This is a genomic window from Serratia marcescens (assembly GCF_006715005.1).
Classification (GTDB): domain Bacteria; phylum Pseudomonadota; class Gammaproteobacteria; order Enterobacterales; family Enterobacteriaceae; genus Serratia; species Serratia montpellierensis.
In genome coordinates this window covers 3,672,818-3,689,504 of the sequence record NZ_VFMJ01000001.1, presented here as the reverse complement: position 1 = coordinate 3,689,504, position 16,687 = coordinate 3,672,818, and the positions used below count along the sequence as shown (strand labels likewise).

The 16,687-nt window shown below is 61.4% G+C and carries 13 protein-coding genes; 7 read left to right on the top strand and 6 right to left on the bottom strand.

What is annotated here, in order from left to right:
* Positions 1 to 16: 16 nt before the first annotated feature.
* Positions 17 to 1,306 carry a glutamate-1-semialdehyde 2,1-aminomutase gene (gene hemL, locus FHU12_RS17995; protein ID WP_141970946.1) on the bottom strand — a complete coding sequence of 430 codons (1,290 nt, stop codon included), beginning with the start codon at positions 1,304 to 1,306 and terminating at the stop codon, positions 17 to 19.
* Between the two features lie 174 nt (positions 1,307 to 1,480).
* On the opposite strand from hemL, the gene clcA reads away from it, so the two are divergent.
* Both clcA and erpA read left to right on the top strand, forming a co-directional pair.
* On the top strand, positions 1,481 to 2,920 hold the full coding sequence (clcA, locus tag FHU12_RS17990) for a H(+)/Cl(-) exchange transporter ClcA (protein WP_141970943.1): 1,440 nt from the start codon (positions 1,481 to 1,483) through the stop codon (positions 2,918 to 2,920).
* 89 nt (positions 2,921 to 3,009) lie between these two features.
* The gene (gene erpA, locus FHU12_RS17985) at positions 3,010 to 3,354 is read left to right on the top strand and encodes an iron-sulfur cluster insertion protein ErpA (protein ID WP_004932708.1); all 345 of its coding nucleotides are present in this window, start codon (positions 3,010 to 3,012) and stop codon (positions 3,352 to 3,354) included.
* Between the two features lie 58 nt (positions 3,355 to 3,412).
* On the opposite strand, the gene FHU12_RS17980 is transcribed toward erpA, so the two are convergent.
* The 4 genes from FHU12_RS17980 to mtnN form a co-directional block, all read right to left on the bottom strand.
* Positions 3,413 to 3,661 carry a hypothetical protein gene (locus FHU12_RS17980; protein ID WP_141970941.1) on the bottom strand — a complete coding sequence of 83 codons (249 nt, stop codon included), beginning with the start codon at positions 3,659 to 3,661 and terminating at the stop codon, positions 3,413 to 3,415.
* 199 nt (positions 3,662 to 3,860) lie between these two features.
* Positions 3,861 to 4,475, bottom strand: a complete 615-nt coding sequence (locus FHU12_RS17975; protein ID WP_141970939.1) for a TRIC cation channel family protein — start codon at positions 4,473 to 4,475, stop codon at positions 3,861 to 3,863.
* Positions 4,475 to 5,260 carry a vitamin B12 ABC transporter substrate-binding protein BtuF gene (btuF, locus tag FHU12_RS17970; protein ID WP_141973024.1) on the bottom strand — a complete coding sequence of 262 codons (786 nt, stop codon included), beginning with the start codon at positions 5,258 to 5,260 and terminating at the stop codon, positions 4,475 to 4,477. Before btuF ends, FHU12_RS17975 begins: the two co-directional genes overlap by 1 nt.
* Positions 5,261 to 5,282: 22 nt before the next feature.
* Positions 5,283 to 5,984, bottom strand: coding sequence for a 5'-methylthioadenosine/S-adenosylhomocysteine nucleosidase (gene mtnN, locus FHU12_RS17965; protein WP_025301592.1), 702 nt, complete (start codon positions 5,982 to 5,984; stop codon positions 5,283 to 5,285).
* Between the two features lie 129 nt (positions 5,985 to 6,113).
* Between mtnN and dgt the strand changes: the two genes are divergently transcribed.
* Positions 6,114 to 7,631 (top strand): dGTPase, encoded by a 1,518-nt coding sequence (gene dgt / locus FHU12_RS17960; RefSeq protein ID WP_141970937.1) that lies wholly within the window; start codon positions 6,114 to 6,116, stop codon positions 7,629 to 7,631.
* Between the two features lie 180 nt (positions 7,632 to 7,811).
* A complete protein-coding gene (gene degP / locus FHU12_RS17955; protein WP_141970935.1) occupies positions 7,812 to 9,251 on the top strand; it encodes a serine endoprotease DegP in 1,440 nt (479 codons plus the stop codon).
* A gap of 68 nt (positions 9,252 to 9,319) precedes the next feature.
* Here the strand turns inward: degP and barA are convergent, their stop codons facing one another.
* Positions 9,320 to 12,046 carry a two-component sensor histidine kinase BarA gene (barA, locus tag FHU12_RS17950; RefSeq protein ID WP_141970933.1) on the bottom strand — a complete coding sequence of 909 codons (2,727 nt, stop codon included), beginning with the start codon at positions 12,044 to 12,046 and terminating at the stop codon, positions 9,320 to 9,322.
* Positions 12,047 to 12,112: 66 nt separating this feature from the next.
* On the opposite strand from barA, the gene rlmD reads away from it, so the two are divergent.
* From rlmD to mazG, 3 genes are all read left to right on the top strand, one after another.
* A complete protein-coding gene (gene rlmD, locus FHU12_RS17945; protein ID WP_141970932.1) occupies positions 12,113 to 13,462 on the top strand; it encodes a 23S rRNA (uracil(1939)-C(5))-methyltransferase RlmD in 1,350 nt (449 codons plus the stop codon).
* A gap of 9 nt (positions 13,463 to 13,471) precedes the next feature.
* Positions 13,472 to 15,703: a GTP diphosphokinase gene (relA, locus tag FHU12_RS17940; RefSeq protein ID WP_141970930.1), complete on the top strand. Its 2,232-nt coding sequence runs from the start codon at positions 13,472 to 13,474 to the stop codon at positions 15,701 to 15,703.
* A gap of 102 nt (positions 15,704 to 15,805) precedes the next feature.
* The gene (gene mazG / locus FHU12_RS17935) at positions 15,806 to 16,600 is read left to right on the top strand and encodes a nucleoside triphosphate pyrophosphohydrolase (protein WP_141970928.1); all 795 of its coding nucleotides are present in this window, start codon (positions 15,806 to 15,808) and stop codon (positions 16,598 to 16,600) included.
* Positions 16,601 to 16,687: the final 87 nt, after the last annotated feature.

The window sequence follows — 16,687 nt, the reverse complement described above, 5'->3', positions numbered from 1 at the left end:
GGCCATTCGGCCGGGATTACAGCTTGGCGAAGCAGCGACGCGCGGCGTCGATGGTGCGCTGGATGTCTTCCTTGCTGTGCGCCACGGACATGAAGCCCGCTTCGAAGGCGGACGGTGCCAGATACACCCCTTCTTCCAACATCAGGTGGAAGAAGCGCTTGAAGCGTTCCACGTCGCACTGCATCACGTTCTGGTAGCAGGTGACTGTCGGCGCGTCGGTGAAGAACAGGCCGAACATGCCGCCGACGTTGTTGACCACCAACGGGATATTCTCTTCCTGCGCCGCATGCAGCAGGCCTGCGGCCAGCATCTCGGTCAGTTCGGTCAGCGTCTGGTGCACGCCCACCTGCGACACTTCGGTCAGGCAAGCGTAGCCCGCCGCCATGGCGATCGGGTTGCCGGACAGGGTGCCCGCCTGGTAGACCGGACCGGTCGGCGCCAGCGCCTCCATCACATCGCGACGGCCGCCGAAGGCGCCCACCGGCATCCCCCCACCGATGATTTTGCCGAGGCAGGTCAGATCCGGCTCAACGCCGTAATAGGACTGCGCGCCGGCCAGCGCCACGCGGAAGCCGGTCATCACTTCGTCGATGATCAAGAGCGCGCCGTACTTGTCGCACAGGGCGCGCAGGCCCGGCAGGAATTCCGGCAGCGGCGGTACGCAGTTCATGTTGCCGGCAACCGGCTCGACGATGATACAGGCGATCTCGGACGGGTACTGCTCGAAGGCGGCACGCACCGAATCCAGGTCGTTGTAGGTGCAGGTCAGGGTGTGCTTGGCGAAGTCGGCCGGCACGCCCGGTGAGTTCGGCTGGCCGAGGGTCAGCGCGCCGGAACCGGCTTTCACCAGCAGGCAGTCGGCGTGGCCGTGGTAGCAGCCTTCGAACTTGATGATTTTATCGCGGTTGGTGTAGCCGCGCGCCAGGCGGATGGCGCTCATGGTAGCTTCGGTGCCCGAGTTCACCATGCGCACCATATCCATGGTAGGCACCAGCTCGGTGACCAACTGCGCCATTTTGACTTCCATCTCGGTTGGCGCGCCGAAGCTCAGGCCGCGCTGCGCCGCTTCGATCACCGCGTCGCGGATCGCCGGGTGGTTATGCCCCAGCACCATCGGCCCCCAGGAACCGACATAGTCGATATAGGCCTTGCCGTCGGCATCGAACAGGTAAGCCCCGTCTGCCCGCTCGATAAACAGCGGCACACCGCCTACGCCGGTGAATGCACGCACCGGAGAGTTCACCCCACCGGGGATCAACTGTTGCGCCTGGGCGTACAGACTTTCGGACTTGCTGTGTAGGCTCATAAATCGGCTCCTGGATTCTCTTTTGAATGATTTGACCGCGCTATTCTAGAGGAGAGCGCCGCGTTATGAAACGATCACAGTCAGATACCATTAACGGCAGCGCCCGCCACCGGGTTGGGGTAGAATAACCGCCTTGCCTATTTGTATTACAAATTACCTGACGAATTACTCGCGATGACGGAAACACATTCACAGCCAGTCGGGACGCTGAGCCCGCGTCTTAGCCGCAGCGATGCGGTGCGTCAGTTTATTCGCCGTGATAAAACCCCGGTGGCGATCCTGGTGATGGCCGCGCTGGTGGGGACGCTGGCCGGTTTGCTCGGCGTGGCTTTCGATAAGGCGGTGGAGTGGGTGCAGCAGCAGCGGCTGGCTTCGTTGGCGCAGGTCGCCGACTCTTGGCTCCTGGTGTGGCCGCTGGCATTTATCCTGTCCGCCGCGCTGGCGGCGCTGGGCTATTACCTGGTGCGGCGCTTTGCGCCTGAGGCGGGCGGCTCGGGCATTCCGGAGATCGAAGGCGCGCTGGAGGAGCTGCGGCCGGTGCGCTGGTGGCGCGTGATCCCGGTGAAATTCATCGGCGGCATGGGCACGCTGGGAGCGGGCATGGTGCTGGGGCGCGAAGGGCCCACGGTGCAAATGGGCGGCAACGTCGGGCGTATGGTATTGGACGTGCTGCGCATTCGCGGCGCCGAGGCGCGTCATACGTTGCTGGCGACCGGGGCCGCCGCCGGGTTGTCCGCCGCGTTCAACGCGCCGCTGGCCGGCATCTTGTTCATCATCGAAGAGATGCGGCCGCAGTTCCGCTACAACCTGATCTCGATTAAAGCGGTGTTTATCGGCGTTATCATGTCGAGCGTGGTGTTCCAGCTGTTTAACGGCCAGGGCTCGGTGATCGCGGTCGACAAACTTTCTTCGGCGCCCATCAACACCCTGTGGCTCTATCTGGTGCTGGGGGCGATATTCGGCGCGGTGGGCGTGGGGTTCAACGCGCTGATCTTCCGCACCCAAGACATGTTCGCGCGCCTGCACGGCGGCAGAATGTGCAATATCTTGTTGATGGGTGGGCTGCTCGGCGGCGTGTGCGGCATTCTGGGGCTGATCCAGCCGGAGGCGGCGGGTGGCGGCTTTGGGCTGATCCCGATCGCCGCGGCGGGCAATTACAGCGTCGGCATGTTGATGTTTATCTTCATTACCCGCATCTTCACCACGCTGCTGTGCTTCGGTTCCGGCGCGCCGGGCGGCATCTTTGCGCCGATGCTGGCGCTGGGCACGCTGTTCGGCACCGCCTTCGGGCTGGCTGGGGCGCATCTGTTCCCGCAATACGGCATCGAAGCGGGCACCTTCGCCATCGCCGGTATGGGGGCGCTGTTCGCCGCCACGGTGCGCGCTCCGTTGACCGGCATCGTGCTGGTGCTGGAAATGACCGACAACTACCAACTCATTTTACCGATGATTATCACCTGCCTCGGCGCCACGGTAGTGGCGCAGCTGCTCGGTGGCAAGCCGCTGTATTCGTCGATCCTGGCTCGCACGCTGCAAAGGCAGGAGGCGCAGCTGGCACGGGAAGCGGCGGAGAAAACAGGTAAGGAAAATACAACAAATGCGGTGAATACTTGAACGCAACACTCAGGTATCGGATAATCGTTAATATTAATCAGGCAGCCATAGTAGCGATCTGATGCTGAACAATGTTGGGAGTAAAGAGTATGAGTGATCAAACGGCACTGCCCCTGCAATTTACCGAGGCAGCAGCAAACAAGGTTAAGTTCCTGATTGCTGACGAAGAAAACCCGAACCTGAAGTTGCGGGTTTACATTACCGGCGGCGGCTGCAGCGGATTCCAGTACGGCTTCACTTTTGACGACAAGGTCAACGATGGCGACATGACCATCGAGAAGCAGGGCGTGGCGCTGGTGGTCGATCCGATGAGCCTGCAGTATCTGGTTGGCGGTTCGGTGGACTACACCGAAGGGCTGGAAGGGTCGCGCTTCGTGGTGACCAACCCGAATGCCAAAACCACCTGCGGTTGCGGTTCGTCGTTCAGCATCTGAGTTTGCCTGTCAGAACATCAACCCGCTCGCCTTACGGCCGGCGGGTTTTTTTTTATGCCTACCATTCCACGAGGATCACTTCCGCACCGTTCTCCTGCGTCGGTGGGGTGCGGATGATGTTCGGCTGCGCCGTCGCGTGGCTACATTCGGCCTGTGGGGCGGTGGCCTCGAGGCGCACGGCGCATTGCGGTTCAATGGTCAGGGTAACGCCGATCTGGCCGCTGACGGCATCGGCATACGCGGCGCCACTCAGCAGGGTGCCACAGCAGGCAAGCAGAATTTTTTTCATCATTGCGGGAATAGTCATCCGTAAGCCATCTTGTGATGACTTATCGGCAAAAAGTTAAAAGTCTTAACAGCGCGGGGAAGGGATTAACCTGCGGATAACAGAATTTTACATCGTCACTACGCTATTTTTTGGTCGAAAATAATACCATTAACCCCGTTAATAGTCTAATAAATCACCTGGTGCGGCGTTGCCAAGCGTCGCCCCGCAGGGCGACGGCTCAGCGTTCGAGAATAAAGGCGGGCAGTTTGAGGTGCCAGCGGATGGCCGCCAGCCGAATGGTCAGGGTGATGATCATGCCCAGCATCATGGCCTGTTGCAGCGGCATGTGGAAGGTGTAAAACGCCGTGGCGTGCACGATGCCGCCGATGATGCAGGCGGTAGCGTAAATTTCGGTGCGCAGGATCATCGGGATCTCGCGCGCCAGCACGTCGCGGATAATGCCGCCGCCGACGCCGGTGATCACTCCCATGCAGATTGCCACCAGCGGGCCGGTGCCGGCCGCGAAGGCCTTGTTGACGCCGATGCCGACGAACACCGCCAGCCCGACGGCGTCCAGCACCGGCAGCACCCACTTCGGCAGCCGGCGCGGCTGGCGCACCAGCAGCAGCGTCAATATGCAGGTGATCATCGCCACCACCAGATCGGTGGGATCCTTGACCCAGAATACCGGACCGTTGGCCAGTGCCATATCGCGGATGGTGCCGCCGCCGACCGCGGTAACCACGCCCAATACCAGCACGCCGAACGGATCCATGCGCAGCTTGCCGGCCAGCAATACACCGGAGACGGCGAACACCGCGGTGCCGAGAATATCCAGCCAGAACACCAGCATCAGCGGATCTCCGCCAGTTGGCGGCACAGCTGCTGCGCCGCCAACAGGATGCGCGGCCCGCCGCGGTTGAACCAGTCTTCGTTCAGCGCGATCACCGGCACCTGCAGCTGCGGGGCCCAGAAGGCTTTCACATTGGCGGCTTCTTTCGCGCCCCCGGTGATGACGATGGCCTGCGGCTGGCGCGCCAACACCTGCTCGCGGCTGATCTGCGGCCAAGGGGTGCGGCTGTCGGCGAAGACGTTCTGCCCGCCGCACAGCGCCAGCACCTGGCTCTGTAATGTGGCGCCGGCGCTGGTGAACAGCGGCTGGGTGCCGAACTGCAGCAACACGCGCCGTGGCGAGTTAGCGGCGTATTGTTGTTTGAGAGCGGCGAACTGGCGGCGAAGGCCTTCCGCCGCCTGATGCGCCTGCTCCGGGTGCGGGCTGTATTGCGCCAGCTTGTCCAGCAAACCGGCGATCCCTTCGAGGGTATCGGCGTCCGCATAGAAAATCGGGATGCCGAACGCGGCGAGCTGATCCAGCACGCGCTGCGGATTGCCGCCGCGCCAGGCGAGGATCAGATCCGGCTTGAGCGCCAGCACCCGCTCCAGGTTGATGCCCTGCCAGGAGGCCACCTGCTCCAGCTTGGCGGCCTGCGGCGGATAATCGGAATAGGCGCTCGCCGCCACCAGCACATCGCCCATGCCGGCGGCATAGGCGAGTTCGGTGGCGTTGGGCGCCAGGCTGATCACCCGCTGGGCGGCGCCGACCGGCAGGGCCAGCCAGAGCGCCAACAGACAGAGCATCGAGGTGAAGCGCAGCCTCACATCAACCGCGCTTGGCCAGGGTTTGCAGCATGGCATTGACCATCAGCGTAGACTGCTTGGCCGCTACCACCAGGAACTCGTCAAAGCTCATGTGCGACTCGCTGTCGGCGACGTCGGAAATGGCGCGCACCACCACGAACGGCGTGCCGAACAGATGACAGACGTGGGCGATCGCCGCGGCTTCCATTTCCACGGCGGCGACGCGCGGGAAAGTGGCGCGGATGCGCGCCAGCGGCTCGGCGCCGTTGATGAAGGCGTCACCGCTGCAGATCAGGCCGCGCACCGCGTGCAGCTCCAGCTGTTTGATGCAGCTTTCCGCCAGCGCGATCAGCGCGTCGTCGGCGACGAACGCCGCCGGGCAGCCGGCCATCTGGCCCGGCTCGTAGCCGAAGGCGGTGACGTCGGCGTCGTGGTAGCGCACTTCTTCCGACACCACGATATCGCCCACGCGCAGGGTGCTGGCCAGGCCGCCGGCGGAACCGGTGTTGATCACCAGATCCGGGCTGCAGTGTTCCAGCAGCAGGGTGGTGCCCATGGCCGCAGAGACTTTGCCGATGCCGGATTTCAGCAGGGCCACGTCAACGCCGCCGATCTGGCCGGTGTAGATTTCGCAGCCCGCGCGCTGGATAGTTTGACGGTTTTCGATTTGATCGCGCAGCAGGGTAACTTCCTGCTCCATTGCGCCGATGATGCCTACTTTCATAAATAACACTCGCTGATTGGCCGTGAGAATTGCGGCATAGTCTATCATGGCTGTGTATCAGAGATAATGCGTTGCATCCGCCGCCGGGAATTGTTATCACGGGGGCAGGGCGCAACGGCGGAGAAACAGATGTCCGGGATCGACTTCAAGCAAAAAATCAGCTTTCAACGGCCTTTCAGCAAACCGATCGAGGCCGAGGAAGAGTACGACATCGTGCGGCAGTTCGAGAGCGATCGCGGGCGCATCGTCAACTCGGCCGCCATTCGCCGTCTGCAGCAAAAAACCCAGGTGTTTCCGCTGGAGCGCAACGCGGCGGTGCGCAGTCGCCTGACGCACTCGATGGAGGTGCAGCAGGTTGGACGCCACATCGCCAAAGAGATCCTCAATCGCTTCAAACAGGCGGGGAGAATTGATGAGCTCGGCCTGACCCGGCTGCTCGATCCGTTTGAAAGCATCGTGGAAATGGCCTGTCTGATGCACGACATCGGCAATCCGCCGTTCGGACACTTCGGCGAGTCGGCGATCAACGACTGGTTCGCCCAGCGGCTCGATCCCGCCAGCTGCGGCAGCGAGCCGGGCAGCCACGATCGCTGCCAGGTGGCGACGCTGCGCCTGCATGAAGGGGAGAGCGATCTGAACCGGCTGCGCAGCCGGATCCGTCAGGATCTCAGCCACTTCGAGGGCAACGCCCAGGCGATCCGCATGGTGTACAGCCTGCTCAAGCTCAACCTGACCTACGCGCAGGTCGGCTGCATTTTGAAATACACCCGCCCGGCCTACTGGGCGAGCGACATCCCTGCCAGCCACAGTTACCTGATGAAAAAGCCCGGCTACTATCTGGCGGAAGAGGCCTTCGTCGATCGGTTGCGGCGCGAGCTGCACATGGGCGAGTTCGATCGTTTCCCGCTGACCTATATTATGGAAGCCGCCGACGATATCTCGTACTGCGTGGCCGATCTGGAAGACGCGGTGGAGAAGAGCATTTTCACCGTCGAGCAGCTGTATCAGCACCTGATTCAGGAGTGGGGCGAGGTGGTGCCGGGCGATCTGTTCGACAAGACCGTCGCCAGCGCGTTTCGCAAGATCGATCGCGGCGGCGCGCGGCGCAGCGCGGAAGATCAGTTCTTCATGTATCTGCGGGTGTTTACCGTGGCGCGGCTGGTGCCGCATGCGGCGCAGCGCTTTATCGACAATCTGGACGCGGTCTATCAAGGCAGTTTCAATCAGGCGCTGCTGGAGGATTCCAGCCCGGCCTATCGGCTGCTGAAGATATTTAAAAATGTGGCGTTCAAGCACGTGTTCAACCACCCTGAGGTCGAGCAGCTCGAGCTGCAAGGCTATCGGGTGATCAGCGGCCTGCTGGACATTTACAGCCCGCTGTTGGCGATGTCGCTGGCGGACTTCAACCAGCTGGTGCGCGAGGACAGCCATCGCGCTTATCCGATTGAAACACGCCTGTTCCACAAGCTGTCCACCAAGCATAGGCTGGCGTATGCGGAGGCGGTAGAAGGGCTGCAGCATTTATCGCCGGAGCAGCAAGCCATTCGGGAATATTATTTCCGCGCGCGTTTATTGCAGGACTATATCAGCGGAATGACCGACCTTTACGCCTATGATGAATATCGTCGATTGATGGCGGCGGAATAATTGAGCTGAAGAATAATTATCAGCAATTCCAACCGGTTGGCTGTCTCGAGTTTTGTAAAGACGGACAATATTTGTTTACTATTGCCAATCATCTGTGCCGGAACTTCGGGCTATTAATTAACTCTGAATAAGCACGCAAGACAGCCATTCTTTTTGAACGACTTTATAAGAGACACACAGATGAAAAAAACCGCATTAGTTCTGAGCGTACTGGCATTCAGTATCGGTATGGCGATGGGTCCGACGACGGCCAGCGCCGCTGAAACCGCCTCTTCCAGCACCCAACAGCTGCCGAGCCTGGCACCGATGCTGGAAAAGGTAATGCCTTCCGTGGTGAGCATTAACGTTGAGGGCAGCACCACGGTTAATACGCCGCGCATGCCGCAGCAATTCCAACAGTTCTTCGGCGAAGATTCGCCGTTCTGCCAGGACGGTTCGCCGTTCCAGGGCTCACCGATGTGTCAGGGCGGCGAACAGCCTGGGCCGGATGGCCAGCCGCAGGGCACGCAGCAGAAATTCCAGGCGCTGGGCGCCGGGGTGGTTATCGATGCCGCCAAGGGCTATGTGGTGACCAATAACCACGTGGTGGACAACGCCAACAAGATCCAGGTGCAGCTGAGCGACGGCCGCCGTTTCGACGCCAAGGTGATCGGCAAGGATCCGCGTTCCGATATCGCCCTGATCCAGCTGAAAGACTTCAAGAATCTGACGGCGATCAAGATGGCGGATTCCGATCAGCTGCGCGTCGGCGATTACACCGTGGCGATCGGTAACCCGTACGGGCTGGGTGAAACCGCCACGTCGGGTATCGTATCCGCCCTGGGGCGCAGCGGCCTGAACATCGAAAACTACGAAAACTTTATCCAGACCGATGCGGCGATTAACCGCGGTAACTCCGGCGGTGCGTTGGTTAACCTGAACGGCGAGCTGATCGGCATCAACACCGCGATCCTGGCGCCGGACGGCGGCAACATCGGTATCGGCTTCGCCATTCCGAGCAACATGGTGAAAAACCTGACGGCGCAAATGGTCGAATATGGCCAGGTGAAACGCGGCGAGCTGGGCATCATGGGTACCGAACTGAACTCCGAGCTGGCCAAGGCGATGAAGGTCGATGCGCAGCGCGGGGCCTTCGTCAGCCAGGTGATGCCGAAGTCTTCCGCGGCGAAGGCGGGCATCAAGGCCGGCGACGTGATCGTCACCATGAACGGCAAGGCCATCTCCAGCTTCGCCTCGTTCCGGGCGGAGATCGGTACATTGCCGGTCGGCAGCAAGATGTCGCTGGGCATTATTCGCGACGGCAAGCCGGTAACGATTGACGTCACGCTGGAGCAAAGCGCGCAGACCCAGGTGGCCTCGGGCAATATCTACACCGGTATTGAAGGCGCCGAGCTGAGCAACACCCAGGTCGGCAACGTGAAGGGTGTCAAGGTTGACAGCGTGAAAGCCGGCAGCGCCGCGGCGCGCATCGGCCTGAAAAAGGGCGACGTGATCCTGGGCGTGAACCAGCAGCCGATCCAGAACCTGGGTGAGCTGCGTAAAATCCTCGACAGCAAGCCGTCGGTGCTGGCGTTGAATATTCAGCGCGGGGAGAGCCAGCTTTACCTGCTGGCACAGTGATAAGCGTCGGGCGTTAAAAAAAACAAAGGCACGCTATGGCGTGCCTTTTTGCGTTATGGCCAGAGGATTCAGGCGGGTTGCGCCAGATGCGCGCGCGCCGCGTGGATCACCAGTTCAATCTCATCCAACAGCTCCAGCCACTCCGGCTCCAGTTCGTCGTTGGTGATGCCCTGGCGCAGCTGCCGCTCGAGGTAGAAACACAGCTGCTTGAGGCGCGGTACGCCGCTGTAGCTGCAACTGCCGTGCAGCTTATGGATCAGATCGAGGATCTCGTCGTCGTGTTGCCCCTCCAATAGCGCCTGTACCCGTTCGCGCACCTGCGGCAGGAAATCGAGCAGCATTTGCAGCAGATCGCGCGCCAGGTCCGGTTTGTTGGCCGCCTGACGCAGCGCCAGTGGCCAGTCGAGCGACAGCGGCGCGTCGTCGGCGACGGCGTTTTCCACGCCGCCGCTGTGGTAACGCGACAGCACGCGGGTCAGCATTTTCTCGTCGATCGGTTTGGCCAGATAGTCGTCCATCCCGGCCTGCAGCAGGTGCTCGCGCTCGCCGCTGGCGGCATGGGCGGTAACGGCGACGATCGGCGTGGAGTTGTGATGCGGCAGCTGGCGGATCAGCTCGCTGGCGTGAATGCCGTCCATCTTCGGCATCTGAATGTCCATCAGGATCAGATCCAGCACGTTGTCGCGCGCCAGCGCCAGCGCTTCCTCACCGCTTTCGCACAGCAGGGTTTTTTCTACCTGTTCCCCCAGCAGCGTGCCGATCAGCTTCAGGTTGGCCGGGTTGTCGTCCACCGCCATCACGGTCAGCGGCAGGCGTTTACGCTCAGGCTGCGCGGTGAGACGTGCCGGCGCTTCCATTCGGAGCAGCGGGAACAGTCGTGTGCTGGTGATCGGCTTGATCAGGCAGCCGAGCGCGCCTTGTTGTTTAAGCAGCTCGGCGTCGATCTGCGCCTGGCACGGCAGCGCCAGAATCACCCGATCGGCCAGCTTCAGCGACGCCAGCAATTTGTCTTCGTGCTGCGCCATGTTGTCGCGGAACGGGATGGGCACGCCGGCCAGCAGGAAGTCATAGTGGCCTGGCGGCAACTGGCCCAGCGTCGGCGAGTGGGTGATCACCAGCTGTGTGATGCTGAGCATGTTGAGCGTCGCCTGCGCCGCCGTCGGGTTGGACTCGATATAGGCGAGCGTTTTGCCGCTCAGATCCGGCAGGCTCGGCGCCAGCGACAGCATGCCCTCGTTCAGATCCAGCGTGATGTGGAACCAGAAGGTCGAGCCGCGGTTCAACTGGCTGTGGAAGCAGATATCGCCCCCCATCTCCTTCACCAGTTTTTGCGTGATCACCAGCCCCAGCCCGGTGCCGCCGTGGCGGCGGGAGATGCTGGCATCCGCCTGACGGAATGCCTGGAACAGCTGTGACTGCTGGCGTTCGGAGATGCCGATGCCGGTGTCGTGGATCTGCACTTCCACTTCAACCCGGCGATCCAGCTGTTTGCGCAGCTCGACGCGAATGTCGATATTGCCGGTTTCGGTGAACTTGATGGCGTTGCCCAGCAGGTTGGTAATGATCTGCTGCAGGCGCAGCGAGTCGCCGATTACCTGCTCCGGCACGTCGTTGTGCACATCCAGCGTCAGCTCCAGCCCTTTGTCGTGGGCGCTGGGCGCCAGCAGCACCACCACTTCGTCCAGCGTTTCACGCAGGGCAAAAGGAATATGCTCCAGCACCAGCTTGCCGGCCTCCAGCTTGGAGAAGTCCAGCACGTCGTTGATGATGGTCAGCAGGTTGTTGGCCGAGCGTTCGATGGTCTGCAAATAATCGGTCTGGGTCACGCTCAGATCGGTTTTCAGCATCTGACGGGTGAAGCCGATCACGCCGTTGAGCGGAGTACGCAGCTCGTGCGACATGTTGGCCAGGAATTCGGACTTGATGCGCGCTGCCTCCTGCGCGCGTTTTTTCGCCAAATCCAGCTCGACGTTCTGGATCTCCATTTGCTCCAGCGTTTCACGCAGGTCGGAGGTGGCCTGATCGATGTTCTGCTGCATCTCTTCGTGATAGGCGGTAAGGGACATCGCCATCGAGTTGATGCCGTTCTTCAGCATGTGCAGCTCGCCGAGCATGTAGCCCTCCACGCGGCTGTCGAGCTGGCCGCGGCGGATGCGGTCGACGGTGTTCACCATGTTGCGGATCGGGCCGGTCACGTCACGCATCAGCCGGTAAGCGAACAGGATGGCGATGCACATGCACAGCAACAGCAGCAGGGTGGAGACGAACACCTCTTTATATTGCTGCAGCCGCACCGACTGCAGATCCAGCTCGATCGCCACATAGCCCAGGTTGTTGTCGGGGTGGCTGCCGCCGTCGGCGGTTTCATCCGGATATTGGTTTTCCGACAGGATCGGCGTGCGCAGGATCAGCGAATCGCCGCGTCGGGTGAGCATCAGCTCGGTGGGCAACGGCACGCCTTTCGGCAGCTGCAGCTGAGCGAAGTTGTGATGATAATTGGAGGTGACGAACAAATTGTTCTGCGCATCGAACACGGTGATCGAACGCACGATGTCCGAATGGCGGCGGTGCAACAGGCTGACCAACTGCCTGACCGATTCGCGGCTGCGGAACGTCATGCCGTACTCGCTGGCCACCGCCAGCGGCTCGATGATGCTGGCGCCGGCGTCGACCAATTGCTCCTGCAGCTCGTTATAGCGGTGCACCACGAAGAAGGTGCTGAGCAGCAAACCAATCAGCAAGGTCGGGGCCAGAATCAGGATCATCATGCGCGCACGCAGGCTGTATTTGGTCATGGGATTCCAATGTGGGAGAATTGACAGCTGACACTAGCTTAATGAACCAGCACACAATCGACAAATATGGCGCAATTCTACTCTCCCAAACGCCGCGTGACGACCCGGCAGAGCTCACAAATCTTCACCGTGACGGTGAGCGATCTCGATCCTTTCGGCCAGGGCGTGGCGCGCCACGACGGCAAAGCGGTGTTCGTGCCGGGCGTATTGCCGGGCGAGCAGGCGGAAATCCAGCTGACCGAAGACAAGCGCCAGTTCGCCAAAGGCAAGCTCAAGCGCCTGCTGAGCCGCAGCCCGCAGCGGGTGGCACCGCGCTGTCCGCATTTCGGCGTGTGCGGCGGCTGCCAGCAGCAGCATGCGGATGAGGCACTGCAGCAGCAGAGCAAGGCGGCGGCGCTGGTGCGCATGATCGCCCGCGAAACCGGGGTGACCCCGCAGCAGGAACCGGTGATCGCCGGCCCGGAATACGGTTATCGCCGCCGCGCCCGCCTGAGCCTGGCGTGGCAGCCGAAGTTGCAGCGCCTGATGATGGGCTTTCGACAGGCGGCCTCGAGTGAGCTGGTGGTGGTGGAGCACTGTCCGGTGCTGCGGCCGGAGCTGGAACAGCTGCTGGCGCCGGTGCGCGCCTGCCTGAGCGGGTTGCAGGCGGTACGGCGGCTGGGGCACGTGGAGCTGGTACTGGCGGATAACGGCCCGCTGCTGGTGCTGCGCCATCTCGACGCGTTGAAAGAGGCGGATCGGCAGGCGCTGTTGGCGTTTGGCGAGCGGGAAAACGTCGCCGTTTATCTGGCGCCGGACAGCGATCGCGTGGAGAAACTGTGCGGTGACACGCCGTATTATCAGGTTGACGGGCTACGCTTAGACTTCAGCCCGCGCGACTTTATTCAGGTCAATGACGCCGTAAACCAACAAATGGTGGCGCAGGCCCTTGAATGGCTCGATATTCAACCCAATGATCGGGTGCTGGATCTGTTCTGCGGCATGGGTAACTTCACCCTGCCGTTGGCGCGCCGGGCCGCTGCGGTGGTGGGCATCGAAGGTGTTGCCACGCTGGTAGCGAATGGGCAATATAATGCACATAAGAATAAGCTGAATAATGCATCGTTCTTCCACGAGAATCTGGAGGACGACGTTGCACGGCAACCTTGGGCAGCACAAGGGTTTGATAAGGTGATGCTGGATCCCGCCCGTGCCGGTGCGGCCGGGGTGATGTCACACATTGTAAAACTGGCGCCGGCGCGGGTGGTGTATGTTTCCTGTAACCCCACCACGCTGGCTCGCGACAGCAAAGTGCTGTTGAGCGCCGGTTATCGTCTTGCGCGCGTGCGGATGTTGGATATGTTTCCGCACACGGGGCATCTTGAATCAATGGCGCTGTTTATCAACGAGCGTGCGCCAGAGGTCGCTGCAAAGTAGGGAGAAGTTATGGTTGCGGTAAGAAGTGCACATCTGAATACGGCGGGTGAGTTCGCTCTTGATGAGTGGATCGCCGGCTTGGGGCTACCTAACCCGCAGTCATGTGAGCGATTGGCCGCAACCTGGCGTTATTGTGAGCAGCAGACCCTGAACCATCCCGACGCCTCGCTGCTGCTGTGGCGCGGCTTGGAGATGGTGGAAATCCTCTCGACGCTGAGCATGGATAACGACAGCATGCGCGCCGCGCTGCTGTTCCCGCTGGTGGACGCCGGCATCGTGCAGGAAGAGACCCTGACCGAAGCGTTCGGTAATGGCATCGTCGCGCTGGTGCACGGCGTGCGCGACATGGACGCCATTCGTCAACTGAAAGCCACCCAAAACGACTCGATGGCCTCCGAACAGGTCGACAACGTGCGCCGCATGCTGTTGGCGATGGTGGAGGATTTCCGCTGCGTGGTCATCAAGCTGGCGGAGCGTATCGCCCACCTGCGCGAGGTGAAGGACGCGCCGGAAGACGAACGCGTGCTGGCGGCGAAAGAGTGTTCCAACATCTACGCCCCGCTGGCCAACCGGCTTGGCATCGGCCAGTTGAAGTGGGAGCTGGAAGATTTCTGCTTCCGCTACCTGCATCCGGAAGAATACAAGCGCATCGCCAAGCTGTTGCACGAGCGCCGCATCGACCGCGAACAGTTCATCGACGATTTCGTCGCCGGGCTGCGCGCCGAGATGGCCAGCGAAGGCATTCGGGTGGAGATTTACGGCCGGCCGAAACACATCTACAGCATCTGGCGCAAGATGCAGAAAAAGCACCTGGCGTTTGACGAACTGTTCGACGTGCGCGCGGTGCGCATCGTGGCGGAGCGTCTGCAGGATTGCTATGCGGCGTTGGGCATCGTGCATACCCACTTCCGCCACCTGCCGGACGAGTTCGATGACTACGTCGCCAACCCGAAACCCAACGGCTACCAGTCTATCCACACCGTGGTGCTGGGGCCGCGCGGCAAAACCGTCGAGATTCAGATCCGCACCCGGCAAATGCATGAAGACGCCGAGCTGGGCGTGGCCGCACACTGGAAGTACAAAGAGGGCGCTGGCGTGACCGTGCGCTCCGGCTACGAAGAACGCATCGCCTGGCTGCGTAAGCTCATCGCCTGGCAGGAAGAAATGGCGGACTCCGGCGAGATGCTCGACGAAGTGCGCAGCCAGGTATTCGACGATCGGGTCTATGTGTTTACCCCGAAAGGCGACGTGGTGGATCTGCCGGCCGGCTCTACGCCGCTTGATTTTGCCTATCACATTCACAGCGACGTCGGTCACCGCTGTATCGGCGCCAAGATCGGCGGCCGCATCGTGCCGTTTACCTATCAGCTGAAGATGGGCGATCAGATTGAGATCATCACCCAGAAACAGCCGAACCCGAGCCGCGACTGGCTGAACCCGAACCTGGGCTACGTCACCACCAGCCGCGGGCGCTCGAAGATCCACAACTGGTTCCGCAAGCAGGACCGCGACAAGAACATTCTGGCCGGCCGCCAGATGTTGGACAACGAACTGGAACACCTCGGCATCAGCCTGAAAGAGGCCGAGAAGCTGCTGATCCCGCGCTACAACATGAACTCGCTGGACGAGGTGCTGGCGGCGATCGGCGGCGGGGACATTCGCCTGAACCAGATGGTGAATTACCTGCAGGGTAAGTTCAACAAGCCGAGCGCCGAAGAGCAGGATCGCGAGGCGCTGCGCCAGCTGGTGCAGCAGAAAGCGCCGCCGCCGACCCGCAACAAGGATAACGGCCGCGTGGTGGTGGAGGGCGTGGGCAACCTGATGCACCACATTGCCCGCTGCTGCCAGCCGATCCCGGGCGACGACATCGTCGGTTTTATCACCCAGGGGCGCGGTATTTCGATCCACCGTGCGGACTGCGATCAGCTGGTCGATTTGCAATCGCACGCGCCGGAGCGCATCGTCGATGCGGTATGGGGCGAAAGCTACTCCAGCGGTTATTCGCTGGTGGTGCGCGTGATGGCCAACGATCGCAGCGGGCTGTTGCGCGACATTACCACCATTCTGGCCAACGAAAAGGTCAATGTGCTGGGCGTCGCCAGCCGCAGCGATACCAAGAAGCAGTTGGCCACCATCGACATGGATATCGAAATTTACAACCAGCAGGTGCTGAGCCGGGTGCTGGCGAAGCTGAACCAACTGCCGGACGTGATAGACGCCAAGCGTTTGCACGGCAACTAAGCCCACATCGCCTTTCGGGCCGTATCGATAGCGGATGCGGCCCGAAATCCATGAATTCTGCGGGCGCTCCCCTGCGCCCCCATTCTTTCTCAGAGATTTTTTATGACCCAATCCACTCCGCTGCAGCGTCTGCTGAATATCATGAAAACGCTGCGCGACCCGCAGCTCGGCTGCTCGTGGGACCGCAAGCAAACCTTCGCCACCATTGCGCCTTATACGTTGGAAGAGACTTACGAAGTGCTGGACGCCATCGAACGGCAGGACTACGCCGATCTGCGCGATGAGCTGGGCGACTTGCTGTTTCAGGTGGTGTTCTACGCCCAGATGGGGCAGGAGCAGGGGCTGTTCGATTTTGATGAGGTGTGCACCGCCATCAGCGACAAGCTGGAGCGCCGACATCCGCACATCTTCGGCGACGCCGAGGGCGGAGACAGCGAAGCCGTGGCGGCGCGCTGGGAGCAACTGAAGGCCGGCGAGCGCGCCGAAAAAGCGCTGCACTCGGTGCTGGACGACATTCCGCAGGCGCTGCCGGCGTTGATGAAAGCGCACAAGATCCAGAAACGCTGCGCCTCGGTCGGCTTCGACTGGAACACCCTGGGGCCGGTACTGGACAAAGTGTACGAAGAGATCGACGAAGTGATGCACGAAGCCCGCCAGGCGGTGGTCGACGAGAGCAAACTGGAAGAGGAGATCGGCGATTTGCTGTTCGCCACGGTGAACCTGTCGCGCCATTTGGGCCACAAGGCGGAGAACGCATTGCAGGCGGCGAACCGCAAGTTCGAGCGCCGCTTCCGCCAGGTGGAAGAGATTGTCCAGCAACGCGGGCTGCGGTTGGAGGACGCCACGCTGGAGCAGATGGAAGAGGCCTGGCAGCAGGTGAAACGCCAGGAAAATTGAATCGCTGCAACGACAATGTTGATCGCCGACAAGGTTCACTCAAGCTGAAACGGTTAAGCTTGCGGTCAGATCGGCGGCGCATGGCTG

Coding starts and splice junctions, on each gene's coding strand:
- FHU12_RS17980 (WP_141970941.1), bottom strand. CDS start 3,661: ATGACTATTCCCGCAATGATGAAAAAAATTCTGCTTGCCTGCTGTGGC.
- FHU12_RS17975 (WP_141970939.1), bottom strand. CDS start 4,475: ATGCTGGTGTTCTGGCTGGATATTCTCGGCACCGCGGTGTTCGCCGTC.
- relA (WP_141970930.1), top strand. CDS start 13,472: ATGGTTGCGGTAAGAAGTGCACATCTGAATACGGCGGGTGAGTTCGCT.
- btuF (WP_141973024.1), bottom strand. CDS start 5,260: ATGCTCTGTCTGTTGGCGCTCTGGCTGGCCCTGCCGGTCGGCGCCGCC.
- degP (WP_141970935.1), top strand. CDS start 7,812: ATGAAAAAAACCGCATTAGTTCTGAGCGTACTGGCATTCAGTATCGGT.
- mazG (WP_141970928.1), top strand. CDS start 15,806: ATGACCCAATCCACTCCGCTGCAGCGTCTGCTGAATATCATGAAAACG.
- clcA (WP_141970943.1), top strand. CDS start 1,481: ATGACGGAAACACATTCACAGCCAGTCGGGACGCTGAGCCCGCGTCTT.
- rlmD (WP_141970932.1), top strand. CDS start 12,113: ATGGCGCAATTCTACTCTCCCAAACGCCGCGTGACGACCCGGCAGAGC.
- barA (WP_141970933.1), bottom strand. CDS start 12,046: ATGACCAAATACAGCCTGCGTGCGCGCATGATGATCCTGATTCTGGCC.
- hemL (WP_141970946.1), bottom strand. CDS start 1,306: ATGAGCCTACACAGCAAGTCCGAAAGTCTGTACGCCCAGGCGCAACAG.
- dgt (WP_141970937.1), top strand. CDS start 6,114: ATGTCCGGGATCGACTTCAAGCAAAAAATCAGCTTTCAACGGCCTTTC.
- erpA (WP_004932708.1), top strand. CDS start 3,010: ATGAGTGATCAAACGGCACTGCCCCTGCAATTTACCGAGGCAGCAGCA.
- mtnN (WP_025301592.1), bottom strand. CDS start 5,984: ATGAAAGTAGGCATCATCGGCGCAATGGAGCAGGAAGTTACCCTGCTG.